Source organism: Bradyrhizobium sp. BRP19, assembly GCF_020194195.1.
GTDB lineage: Bacteria > Pseudomonadota > Alphaproteobacteria > Rhizobiales > Xanthobacteraceae > Bradyrhizobium > Bradyrhizobium yuanmingense.
Window position 1 is genome coordinate 1 of the sequence record NZ_JADYVZ010000039.1, and the last position, 12,668, is coordinate 12,668.

A 12,668-nucleotide genomic window follows, 5' to 3' on the forward strand; every position below is an offset into this window, starting at 1 on the left:
CCGAATCCCATCGTGTGGCGGCTTTGCCGACCACGAACAGAAGCAAGGTACCCGCGGCACGCGCTCTTAAGGGATTGACAGAAGCAGACCGAATACAGAAGCAGATCATCGGGATTTTGAAGGAGCATGAGGCCGGCGTGTCGGTTGCCGATCTGTGCCGCAAGCATGGCGTCAGCGACGCCAGCATCTACAAATGGAAGGCGAAGTTCGGTGGAATGGAGGTGTCGGAGGCCAAGCGGCTGAAGACCCTGGAGGACGAGAACACACGGCTGAAGCGCCTTTTGGCCGACGCCATGCTGGACAACGCCGCCTTGAAGGATCTCGTGGGAAAGAAATGGTGACGCCCGCGGCCAAGCGGAAAGCTGTCGCCCATCTCCGAGGCGCGTTCGGGATGAGCGAACGGCGGGCGTGTAAAGCCATCGGCTGCTGCCGCATGACCATGAGATACCAAACGACCCGGGCGGACGAAGCCGGCCTTCGCCAGCGCATGCGGGCAATCGCCCAGGAACGTCGTCGTTTCGGCTATCGGCGCCTGCATGTGCTGCTCAAGCGGGAGGGCTATCTGGTCAACCACAAGAAGCTGTTCCGGCTGTACCGGGAAGAGCGGCTCGCGGTGCGCCGCCGTGGCGGCCGCAAGCGGGCGATCGGGACCCGGGCGCCGATGACGGTGGCGATGGCGCCGAACGACCGCTGGTCGCTCGACTTCGTGTCGGATCAACTCACCGACGGCCGCCGCTTCCGTATCCTCACCGTTGTCGATGATTGCACCCGCGAGTGCCTGGCGCTGGTGGCCGATACTTCACTCTCCGGCACCCGCGTGGCGCGGGAGCTGGACCGGCTGGTGATGGAGCGCGGCAAGCCGAAAATGGTGGTCAGCGACAACGGCACCGAACTCACCAGCAACGCCATCCTGACATGGGCCGATCAGAGCCGCGTCGCCTGGCACTACATCGCGCCAGGCAAGCCCATGCAGAATGCCTTCATCGAGAGCTTCAACGGCCGGCTGCGGGATGAAATGTTGAACGAGACGCTGTTTACCTCGCTGGCGCAGGCCCGCGTCGTGCTCGGATGCTGGCGCGCCGATTACAACGATGCACGCCCACACTCGCGGCTCGGATGGAAGACCCCGTCCGAGTTTGCAGTCACCTGCCAACCGCGCGGGATCTGGCGCTGCGCTATGCCGAGGGCTCCGCGCCAGCTCCCGTCGCTACCACCACCCAACCGGGCAAATCCAATAGCCGGAGCGAACTCAGGATTGGATAAAACTTGGGGGCAAGGTCAGCTTGGGCTCCAATCGGCAATTTCGGCTTCGGGTCCAAGGCGCGATCACACAAAAGGTGGGAGACTTCCGCTTTACGCTGGCAAGCTGACGTTTATGAGCACACGCTGTAGTTCCGCACGCAGCCTTAGGGCCTCTAATCTGCTGATAACGGCCGTTATCGAACCCACCCAATCACAGGCATGTCCCGACGGAACCATCTCAGCGATGCCTTCGCCGGCCACGAGGAGATTGCCGTACTGGCTTAGAATGAGCTGGAGCCGCGTTAGCGTCTTCGCTCAATGCTCAGTCGACGCGCTGACGGGAACCGGCACCATAAGTCAGGCCACCTTTACTGCCAGGACGCCGCCAGCTCCGCACTGCTGGTGTCATGCCTCAGCGAGCACGACCCGACCCGGCCGGGAGCGTTCTATCCGGATGGCACAGCGAGCGCCGGAATCCTCTGCTCACGACGGTATTTTGCACTCGGCTCATTGAGAGAGTGGCCGGCGCCGTTGACGCGGTTACTGCAGCCTGCCCGCAAAGCCTCGGCCGGATCCTCCGGACGAGCCGGCGGCGGAGCGAAATAGGCGTACCCTTTATGGACGATTCCGTCGAATAGGTCTGTGGGACCGACCGTAGGTGCCGTCATGTCCTGCGCACAATTGCAGGGGATTGCGGGTAGCGCCTCGAGGCAGTTTGCCGGGGATTTCCCCAGTTTCGCGCGAGTTGGGCTCCATTGTAGCCTGACCCCGAAATCCTGGGAGGGAGGCGCGCAGTTGAGATGCCAGCGTTGTGCAACATGTCGACGGCGCCGGGAAGCGCCGCTTCTGAATCCATCTTCGCATCGGTCGCCGCCAGCAGAGCCGCGATAGTCGGGTTTCTGATCGCCACAGGTTTTCGTTCGTACCCGTCCCGCCGCGCCTACTGTGATGCTGGGGGTTGATCCGCTGCCGCCGCCCCGTCGTAGCCCAAGAAGGCTAGGGATCGTCGAACCGAGTGGGCCCTTCCGGTCAACCGAAGGGCAGGCGCGAGATGCAGATGGGGGTCTTCCCGCGGGCGCCTTCGAATGCCAAGGCCAGATCAGTCAAGGGGAGCGTTTTCATGTCGACGTGCGAGAACGGACGAGGCGACGGAGTGGCGCCGTTGCTCGCATAGCCAAGTAGAGCGACGGCAGACGACACGAACGATTGCGGGCGTACCGAAAGCTTGAGCGTCAGCTCCGGCAAGCCGAAGTGATCGAACGACTATCCGTTGTGTAGCCGCTCGTCGGGAGAAATCGAGATGATCTTGGCGTTTCGCCTCAGATCACGACGATGACGGAGAGCTCCGGCAAGATCCGGCCAATCCAGACTGACGATAGCATCTACCGCTTCAAGGGCCTCCAATGGCGGACGCGCCGAAATACTGCGCTGGCACGGCCAAAAATGCCGGATGAGGGCTCGGGAATCCTGCGCCGCACTTCAAGTCGCAGATGACGCGCGCGCCGACGGCTTCGACGAACGTGATGCGGTTCTTCCAGGCTTGGTCCGCCCTTTCGTAACGGCCGACCGGGACCACAACAAGCTCGCTCGACTCAGATCAGCGAAAGTGCTTCTTGACGTGGGCTTCGCCGGCGACGGGTTCGCGCGGCTGAGGATAACGGCTCAGGGGGGCGACTGCCGGGGCTCGGGCAATCTCGTCTTCCTGGAGCGCCACGTCGAGACAGACATACACGGGAGCCGACGGAGCGGTACGGGTCATCATCGAGGCGCCGATAATGGATTTGACAGCGGCTGGTACCGTCTCGGGCTGGTCATCCCATTTCACGAACGGGCCGGACCAACGCTCCCTGGTCCCGGAGGAGATCCGGTCATGCTGCCCTCGGGCGTTCGCCGTTGTCCCTCCACGCCGTCCCATACGCATCGCGCGGCAGTATACCGCCGATTACGTGCAACGACCTCGAGCTTCTCCGGAGGCTTGGCATGCTTGCCATCGGTGCTGCTTGTGCCTTGGTTGCGGTGTTCATCCCGATCGAGCATCGGAGGAAGATGGTGGAGTCGACGGGGAGGAAGCGGGCGAGAAGAGCGCCTGAGCAAGACTCGTCCTCCCCCGGAGCGATCGCCGCTGCGGGCGCCTTCGTTTTGATCCATGAGGAAGGGATGTCGATCGTCGATCGCCGGCGCGCCGATGACCCCGGCGCCAAAAGCAGCGGAGCCGGCGCCTAAGCCCGGTGCGGCGATTTCCTTGAACTCGTGTTACCGCTGGAGCGGTTCGATGAACAGGGACCAGTAATACTCGGCAGCCGCTTCCTGCGAGAGCTTGCGGTCTTCCATCGAACCATACGACGCCATGCCGAGAGCCTTCAGAAAGAGAGCGTCGTCCGCCGCCTCAACTGAGAGGCTCTCGTTCATAGTTCCGTCGCCTGCCTGATCGTTGTATGCAAACAAAATGCCGCGCCCGAATGCCCCGCCGAAGCTGATTTTGCAGCGCGCGATTGCCTTTCCGTACCTGTACACGGCCGCGGTGAAGCGATCGGCATCGATGCGGCGGAAGTTGCCTTCGATACCTTCGTTCCGCTCGGCCAACTCTACCAAAGAGGCCTCGAAGAAATTAGCCATGAAGTCGAAACTTGCGTGAAGGAAGCGATCTCGATCAGCTTCAGTGAACGTTTTCTTCAGCCGCAGATTACTGGACCGCGGTTTGGCGTTCGAGAGGGGCGGCGACATTGGAGCTGGAGAAGCTTTCGACGCCTTCGAATTAGCGGCCAGCTTGGCGGGCAGGGCGGCTCGGATTTGCTTCACGACGTCGAGAAACGCCTCGTCGATATCGGACCATGCTTTGATCGGCTTCCCGTCCTTCGGTGCAGCCAGAAGCTTGCCGAACGGCGCGGAGTGCCAATCGCAGTGTCTCAGAATGACCGGAATCACCCGGGCCTCGCCGGCCTCGTGGCGCTCCATCGCGCGCTGCATCTCGACGTCATAGCAGTATGAGGACGCCAGAAAATCGGGTGAAACCAACAGAAGGATCACGCCGGCTGCATTTAGGTTGGAGTCAATGCTGTGATCGACCTCGTCGCCGGCCTTGATGCGCCTATCATGCCAAGCATCGATGAGTCCTTGCTTCTTCAGCATAGAGAGATGTATCTCCAGCCGGTCCCGCAGGTCTTCGTCCCTGTGGGAATATGAGAAAAATACGGTGGTCAACTTATCAACTCCAGCTTCGGAAAGTGCCGAGCATCTAGCTCTCGCGCCTGAGATCCGTCCGATTGCACCTCGGGCAATGTATCTTCGACAAAGGCTGCCTCCGCCGCCTAGCTTCCTGGACCTCGTCGGGCGTGAGCTCTTCGGAGTTGAAGCGGTTTCCGCAATTCAAACAGGACCACGTGATCGGCCGCGGCATTGCAAGCTCCTTAAACAACGTCATTATCGAATTGACCTCAAATAGGAGGCACAAACGCCGAGTTCAAGTCCGATCGATTGTTTACGATCGATCGGCCGGGTTCACCGCTGGCGCAAAGGTGGGCAGCGAGCGTCTCCGCCACGTGCTGACGTAGGTCTCGCCACCTCGTTGGCGCCAATTGGGCCGGCAGCGGTTCGGCAGATGCTTGAGCGAACGAGATTCCTTTTTGGGAGCTTTGGGGGCGTGCGTGCGCCGTGCCCTCTTCGAACGCTTCCTGACCGATGGCCGCATTGAGCTCGACTCCAACATCGTCGAGCGCGCCATCAGACCACAGACAATTACAAGAAAGAATAGCCTCTTCGCGAGCAGCGACGGGGGCGGACGAACCTGGGCGATCATCGCAACCCTGCTGCAGGCGGCCAAAATGAACAACGTCGATCCGTTCGCCTGGCTTAGCCTAACGCTTCAGCGTGTCGCCAACGGCTGGCCGAGCAGCGAAATCGACGCGTACGGCAAGGTCTTCGGAACTGTCGCCCCCTTCTCTGGCCGAACAAGCAAGTCAGACAGGAGAACGCCTAATGTTTCGGCGGCAAGCTCGAGAAGATCAATCGTCGGGTTCGCCTTGCCGAGCTCCAGACAGCTCATATAGGAGTTGTCGATGCCTGCATCGTAAGCGAGTTGCTCTTGCGGAATGCCGCGATCCAAGCGGATCCGGCGCACATTCAGGCTACCAGCGCACGAGCTCTCATGCGCCAAAACAGCCATTTGTTAGATCATCAAAACACGGGATAAAACCTAAATATTACAGCACGTTTGTTCCTGATACGGATGAGCGGAGTCTGCGCTGGCGCTGGACTGTCGCACACATTTGGTCGGGGAAAGGGCGGCATCGCCTCGCTTGAGGAGCCCCTAGAGCCCTCCGAACAAACCCATCTCTAATTCAGGGCTGTCCATCGCATTAGTTGATGCCTGTCACCTGACCATCGCTTCCACACGATAGTGCCTCGGCGAAACGAGCGCGGTCCTGGAGACAGATGCGTGGAATGTTCAACTGAGTTCGCTAGCATACATCCTTGCGACTTTGCGCAAGCCAAGTCGACGGCCGGCATTGTGCTTCCTCATCGAATCGCGAGCGCTCCGATGGAGCGTCGTGCGCGCCTGCTTGGCAGTCGCGCCAAGATCAGTTCACGTGCGCCCCGATTTCGTCTTCTTGCCGCGTATGTGGCGCGCGCTGAGTTGAGGTTTGGAGGCGAGCGTTTTGTAACACGCAGAGAATGTCCTGCACGCAGCGAGTTGCTGGCGTTGTCCGGTCGCGCCGAGCACGAGCACCTGATGTGTAGCGCGCTCGCTTCTCATTAGCTTGGTGTCGCGCACGCCAGGGGCGAACACCGATATCGACGGGTTTGTATTTTCCTACGTGAGAAACATAGGGGTCTATGTTTGCGTACTTTTGAGTGGAGAACTTCGGTGCTGAAAGACATCTTCGGACTAAGATCGGTTGGGCCAACCCGCTATTCTATAATATCCTTCCGGTCGTTGCAGCGCCGTCGCGAGGAGCGTCGGGGCTTGTTGACCGGAGTGGCCGAGAGCAAGCCACCCTCTGTCGAGATTAAGGCGAGCGCTGAGGAGCTCGCGCTCTGTTCGACCACGATTGTTAAGAAGGTTGTGCTGGCTTCAGCGGCAGGCCTGATCGCCTCGGGCGGGGTGCAGGCGGCCGATTTTCCAGTCAAAGCCAAAGCGATCGAGTACGTGAAGGTGTGCTCCTCGTATGGTGCCGGATTCTATTACATCCCAGGCACGGACACCTGCATCAAGCTGGGTGGTTTCCTTCGCGCCGATGTGATGCTGGGCAGCAATAGTTTTGTTCTGAACCCGGTTTCCGGTGTCGGTGCTGCGCACAATCGCCTAAGCAATGCCTACACCGCTCGGTCTCGCGCAGACCTCAGCATCGACACGCGTACAGCAAGCGAATATGGCGTGGTCCGCACCTTCTTTGAGGGGAACTTTACCTGGAAGACGGGCTCGACGAGTGCGGCCGGATCGGGCGCAACAGCGTATTCAGGGGATGGCGTCGGGCTCGGGACCCTTAGCATCTGGTATGCCTTCATCCAATTCGCGGGCTTTACGATGGGAAAGGCGGTCTCCCAGTTCAGCGCTCCTTGGACCAACTATCCGGCCAACAACTTCTTCGATGGTCTGCCGGGCGGCGGTGGCGATGCCTCGGGTGTTAACCAGCTCAGCTATACGGCTGACTTCGGTCAGGGGATTACGGCGACCGTTTCTGCGCAGGATCCAACGGCCTATTACCAGACCAATATCTGGAATACGACGAATGCCACGGCCGCCGGCATCGTGACGGGTGCTTACGGATCGCAGAGTTACGGCGGCACCGTGGCTCCCGATATTGTCGGCATGATGCGGATCGACCAGGCTTGGGGGCTCTTCCAGGCATCGGCCGCGGCGCACAACAACCATGCGGCGTACTATGGTGCGAGCGAAGTCACAGGACACGCCGACGATAAGTGGGGTTGGGCCGGTCAGCTGGCGCTATCGATCAAGAATATTCCGACCGGCGCGGGAGACACGATCAATTTGCAGGCCGCTTACACCAAGGGTGCCAGCAGCTTTAGCATCCAGGAAAACATCCCGACCGCGTGGGCGATGTACGGGGGCACTAGCCGAGCCGGTGCGTATCAGAGCCTTGGTTTCGCCGGCGTTGCTGATGCCATCTATTCCGGCTCGACAGCGGCAACTAGCACGGCTTTTCAGCTGACCACGACGTACGGCTTCAACGGTGGTTACATTCATAACTGGGGTCCCTATTGGAACACTGCGGTTTATGGCGGGTGGGCCGCTATTCGCTACACCGATGCGGCCAAGGCTCAGATTTGCGGCAGCGCTGGCATGGCCGCACTCGGGTTGAAAGGCGTCTGCAACCCCGACTTCAATATTGCTGCGGTCGGCACGGTTACGCGCTGGACGCCGGTCAGAAACCTGACGTTCTCCGCGGATCTGTTCGCCACATTCCTCGATCAGAAATATTCTGGCACTATGGCGGCGCCGGCAGTTACGACAGTCGCCAAACCTGCCGCAGTATATGAACTCAAGAACCAGAGCGCGTTCAGTATGCTCCTGCGCGTCCAGCGCAATTGGTAGGTCGTCGCTTCGGCGGGCGGAAATATGCTCCAGAAGAGTTCACAAGGCTCGAGGCGACCGTCCTCGATCGGGCGGCTAGCTCGGTGCTAACATCATTGGGAAGGCGGCCGACGCGCGCGTCGGCCGCCTTCCGTACAACCAAGCTCCACTCAGCATATTGTTGCCGCTCGAGATAGCGGATCAGAAGGTGTCGTGGTCCAATCGAGGTTGTCACAGTACCTTCTCGCCAACCGTTGCATGCAGCGTCGCTACCATGCGCCGCGAAAGCGTTCGCAGCATGAAACCGTCAATGCCGCCGTACATCCAATCGAATTGATGCTCGCCCGGTACACCGAATGCTTACAACGTCGCTCGCGTCGGATGCTGGACCAGGTCGTGCGCGGCGATCGCATTGGTCGCGCGCTTGGTATCTGATGGACATCGACGGGACCTGAGCGCCATGTGCGGCAATGTCGCGCTAGGTCGCGTGAACGCGCCGATGCTGGATGCGGTTTCGCCAGTCGAAAGTGACGCCGTCGCCCCAGTCATAAGCTCCCTGCGACGTTAGCCTGCTTCCAAAACTGCGGCCTTCTTGCAGAGCCGAGCGACCCACCGGCAAAAGGCGCGGGCAATTTTAGGATTGCCCACTATGATCGACTGCATAGGCCCATATTGCATGCCACTGGGAGTGCGCGATCCGAGTATCACCTGCAGGACGCCACGAGATCGCCGATAAGAATCTCTGCGCCACCAGAAGGCATTTGCCGGCTATGACCGCGGGCAGAGCAAGGTAATTGTGATCATATCGATATCAGGTCCATCGCCCTCAGCCATGTCGGCAGTATGTCAGGCCGAAACTTGATGTTGAGAAGTGGCATTGAACGCGATTGAGACGGCTCTTCCCGCGACGTGATTTGGAGAGCCGACGCATACGATCGCCTCATTATAGATTTCCCAGTCGTCTGCCGGTTCAATGAGTCGCGGGTAATGAGATGTCGAAATCGTCGGAGGACGTCGGCGGGGACACCGTTCCACAAGGTCAGTACCGAGATAGTTTTGTAGCACAGCCCGGTAGCGGCTGATCGAGCTCTGTGTCGTTCCCGATGTCCTGGCTGCGCGTGTCACGCTTCCTTCGCGGGCAATGGTCACAAACGCCCGGATTGCATTGAGGGGCACTTCATCGTGTTCGGCAGCCATCATCTGCTGGGCAGGCCATTGCCAAACGACGAGACGAGGAGTGCCCCATCACACTCTTCGATGTGTGCAGCCGGAGTACTGCCTGTCGACAGTCTGTCGAGGGGAAAAGTCGCGTTTCAGTACGCTTCGTACGATCTGATTTTGCGGATTTGATTGATCGGCGGCGGTCGCGTTTTCAGATGGCAGCCGTTGGGGCGGCGTGATCACTGGTCTCGCCGTCGATAGTACGCGGCTCGCTGGAGGATAAAGCCGTCTTACCAAAATCGTCCCAAAACTGCGGATGGGGCCTGAACGGTGCTTGGTCGCGAAGTATTGCCTCAAGATCGCGTGAGTTGCGGAGGCATCAAAACACCGCGTTTAGCGAAGGAAGCGAGCTTCAGCGGCGTTGACCTCGTGCATCTTCTGGAGCCTGAAAATCTCCTCCACCGGCAGAATATCCTTGTGGACGTTCTGGACGCCACCGTCAGCAATGATCCGGCGGAAAGTCTCCTGCATGGCAGTTGCAGCAGCGCGGATACCGTAATTGCCATAGATCATCATACGGACATTGCCCAGCGCCTTGACCCTTTCGGCGTCGAGATCTGGATAGGCGTTCGGCACGATCACCAGCGGCACCGGTCCGGTCCAGGCGCGCGAAAAGCTTTCGATCTCGGATGGATCCCGCTTTTTCGAGTGGATCAGGATCATGTCGGCGCCGGCGTCCACATAGGCGTGGGCGCGCTGCAGAGCTTCAGCTTTGCCGAGGCCAGCGATCAAGGCCTCGGTGCGCGCGATCACGAGGAAATCCGGGTCCCGTCTTGTCGCGATGGCAGCCTCGATCTTGCCCTGGAATTCCTCAATCCGCAGCAGTTCCTGGCGCCCATCGGCCGCAAGGCTCGTGACCTTTGGAAAAGTCTTGTCCTCGATGACGACGGCGCTGGCGCCGGCGCACTCATATTCGCCGATAGCATGGATGACATTGATTGCGTTGCCGTAGCCCGTGTCGATGTCCGCGATGATTGGCAGCGTCGTGCGGCCGGCGATCGCCCGCAGCGTATCCAGATGCTGCGTCATCGAAATCAGGCTCATATCCGCCAGCCCGTAAAGCGCCGACAGCTCGAAGCCGGAGGCCCACAGGCCATCAAATCCCGCTTCTTCGGCGAGAATAGCTGAAAGAGGACTATGGGCAGCCATGATGTGGAGGAGGCTGGTTTCGGATAGGCGCATGCGGAGGCATTTGGCCGGGGGCATCGGCAGATCTTTCAGGACAGGGCCGCGCAGGCGGCGATGATGCGATCACAGGCGCGGGTGAGGTCCTCGAGTGAAGAGGCATATGAAATACGGATATAGGGCGAGGCCATAAAGCCGCTGCCGGGCACGACGGCTACGGCGAATGCGTCGAGCAAATACATGGCGAAATCGGCATCGGTTTCGATCACCTTGCCGCCGGGCGTGCGCTTGCCGATGACGCCCGCGCAGGAGGGAAAAACGTAAAAGGCTCCGTCCGGCACCCGGCACGATAAGCCCTCGGCCTGGTTCAGCTTGCTAATCACGAGGTCGCGGCGCTCCAGAAAGGCGCGCAGGAATTCATCGATATGGTCCCGTCCGCCAGACAATGCCTCAATGGCGGCGTATTGCGAAACCGAGCTGGTGTGTGACGACGTCTGGCCTTGGATGAGGTTCATGGCCTTAATCAATGGGAGAGGCCCCGCACCGTAACCGACGCGCCATCCAGTCATTGCATCGGCCTTGGACACGCCGTTGACGGTCAAAGTGCGCTCATAGAGGTCGGGCGCGACGGCGGCCATGGTCGCAAAGTCGGCCTCATAGGTGAGCTTTTCATAAATGTCGTCCGACAGCACGTGAATTTGCGCATGTCGCCGCAGCACCGCGGCGAGCGCAAGCAACTCGCTTCGGCTGTAGACTGCACCGGTTGGGTTGCATGGCGAATTCAGCATCAACCACTTAGTTTGCGGCGTGATCGCTGCCTCCAGCGCCTCGGGACGGAGCTTGAAACCATCGAGCTCATCGCAGGCGACAAGAACCGGCTTGCCGCCGGCGAGCGCCACCATATCGGGATAGGAGACCCAGCACGGCGTCGGGATCACAACCTCGTCGCCCGGATTGAGGCTGGCAAAGAGCGCGTTGAACACAACCTGCTTGGCACCACAGCCGACCGTGATCTGGTCCAGAGCGTAATCGAGCCCGTGGTCACGGCTGAAGCTCTCGCGGATCGCTTGACGTAACGGCTTGATCCCGGCGACCGCAGTGTACTTCGTCCGGCCGCCGCGGATTGCCCGGATGCCGGCTTCGCAAACAGCCGCTGGCGTCTCGAAATCCGGTTCGCCCTGGCTGAGCGTAATCACATCGATGCCTTGCTCGCGCAGTTCGGCGGCACGCGCTGTCATGGCTTTGGTTTCAGAGGGGCGGACGGCGCGGAGGCGCCCTGCAATAAGAGACAAGATAAGAGGACCTTCGGACTTGCAATGACCATTTCTTGGCAGTTCCTACCCGCTCCCAAAGAGTCGAGCCAATCGCACAATCAGGTTTTTACATGAAACAATCGAAAGTGACGATGCTTAATTGCCGTCTCCGCCGGACCCGCCGCATCTGCGGACCCTGCAGACGGCGATGGAAGGCTCGCGGGCGCCGGCCTCGGTTCGGCACTTGATACCGCCTGTCAGCCCCACGCCTCTGCGTACGGCGAGGAACCGCCGCGGAAGCGTGTCGGGTGAACAGTCTGCGCGGCGACGGTTGAGGCTTGAATGCCATCAGTCGACGTGATCGATCTTTTTGCACCACCGCATGCCGGCTCGGTTCCTCGCTCTGTATGTTCGCGACGGATCTGCGGGAAGGCGCGCCCGGCTAGAGCAACGGGTAACGATGGATAGAGCGTACTAGCAGCACGCAAGCCGCTGGTGGCGATTGCGCTGCATCCAGGCCGATCAGATTCCGCCAAGTCGTAGATGCCCCAATGGTCTGAAGGACATCAGCAAAGGCTCGCATTGACCTGTGCTTCAAATGACGAGTGGTCGTGTACATCCATGGTGAGCTGATGAGTTGGTTTGCAGTTCTATCCCACTCGACGGGAACGATTGGAGATCTTGAACGAACCTCGGATAACAATCGTAAATGGGGCGTGACGGGCGAGCAGTTCGCATCCACCTTGTCGAAGCAGCCAGCGCTCAGCAGTTGACGAGCGTCTGCGGGGCCTCAACGGCAACCCGGCGAGGGGCTGACGGACGTAGACAGTGCATTGTTGCGACTGCGCGGGTGATCGGCTTCGAGCGAGATAGGGCGCTGCGCCGGATCTAAACGAGCATGTGCCCGGGCCATTCGCAGCAAGCGCGTACTCTCTTCGCGGCCAATCTCTCAGAAAGGAACACGTTACTTCGCCCTTCGACATCTCGTCTGGGATGTATCGCATATTTGGTTGGTTTGCATCGAAGTATTCGCTGACTGTCATCCAACTGTAGCAAGCCGGGTTTTGAAGCTCCTAACCATCGGCGGCCGATGAGATGAGAGAAGTGCAATGGTTCTCGTTCGCTGCGACTTTTCGCGACGATATGGAAGGGCTCGATTGGAACCTAGCATTACAGTTGCATCTTCCTGAAGGTTCTGAATCCATGGGCGACCATGATTCGGGATCTGATGATTGGTGGCGCGTCAGTTGAAGATACGCTGACGCTGTGGGCTTCGGCGTTGCGAGATATCAAGC

At 59.9% G+C, this 12,668-nt stretch carries 7 protein-coding genes and 2 pseudogenes; 4 read left to right on the plus strand and 5 right to left on the minus strand.

Going from position 1 to position 12,668, the window contains the following annotated elements; genetic code table 11:
- Positions 1-74: 74 nt before the first annotated feature.
- Positions 75-1,260 (plus strand): annotated as a pseudogene (locus I6F36_RS37810) (IS3 family transposase); the annotation flags it as partial.
- A gap of 1,962 nt (positions 1,261-3,222) precedes the next feature.
- Positions 3,223-3,465, plus strand: coding sequence for a hypothetical protein (locus I6F36_RS37815; RefSeq protein WP_225145455.1), 243 nt, complete (start codon positions 3,223-3,225; stop codon positions 3,463-3,465).
- A gap of 30 nt (positions 3,466-3,495) precedes the next feature.
- Here I6F36_RS37815 and I6F36_RS37820 read toward each other — a convergent pair whose 3' ends face one another.
- Positions 3,496-4,443 carry a toll/interleukin-1 receptor domain-containing protein gene (locus I6F36_RS37820; protein ID WP_225145456.1) on the minus strand — a complete coding sequence of 316 codons (948 nt, stop codon included), beginning with the start codon at positions 4,441-4,443 and terminating at the stop codon, positions 3,496-3,498.
- Between the two features lie 446 nt (positions 4,444-4,889).
- Between I6F36_RS37820 and I6F36_RS37825 the strand changes: the two are divergent.
- Positions 4,890-5,147, plus strand: a pseudogene (locus I6F36_RS37825) (transposase); the annotation flags it as partial.
- Here the strand turns inward: I6F36_RS37825 and I6F36_RS37830 are convergent.
- On the minus strand, positions 5,105-5,404 hold the full coding sequence (locus tag I6F36_RS37830) for a helix-turn-helix domain-containing protein (protein ID WP_225145457.1): 300 nt from the start codon (positions 5,402-5,404) through the stop codon (positions 5,105-5,107). The pseudogene I6F36_RS37825 and the gene I6F36_RS37830 sit on opposite strands and share 43 nt — an antisense overlap.
- Before the next feature lie 885 nt (positions 5,405-6,289).
- Between I6F36_RS37830 and I6F36_RS37835 the strand changes: the two genes are divergently transcribed.
- Entirely contained in the window at positions 6,290-7,795 is a 1,506-nt protein-coding gene (locus I6F36_RS37835) for a porin (protein ID WP_225145495.1), read from the plus strand.
- An 825-nt stretch (positions 7,796-8,620) separates the two neighbouring features.
- Here the strand turns inward: I6F36_RS37835 and I6F36_RS39950 are convergent.
- The 3 genes from I6F36_RS39950 to I6F36_RS37850 form a co-directional block, all read right to left on the minus strand.
- Positions 8,621-8,974 (minus strand): LysR family transcriptional regulator, encoded by a 354-nt coding sequence (locus tag I6F36_RS39950; RefSeq protein WP_346656710.1) that lies wholly within the window; start codon positions 8,972-8,974, stop codon positions 8,621-8,623.
- Positions 8,975-9,328: 354 nt separating this feature from the next.
- Positions 9,329-10,177 carry an isocitrate lyase/phosphoenolpyruvate mutase family protein gene (locus I6F36_RS37845; RefSeq protein ID WP_225145458.1) on the minus strand — a complete coding sequence of 283 codons (849 nt, stop codon included), beginning with the start codon at positions 10,175-10,177 and terminating at the stop codon, positions 9,329-9,331.
- Between the two features lie 35 nt (positions 10,178-10,212).
- Positions 10,213-11,358, minus strand: a complete 1,146-nt coding sequence (locus I6F36_RS37850; RefSeq protein ID WP_225145459.1) for a pyridoxal phosphate-dependent aminotransferase — start codon at positions 11,356-11,358, stop codon at positions 10,213-10,215.
- Positions 11,359-12,668: the final 1,310 nt, after the last annotated feature.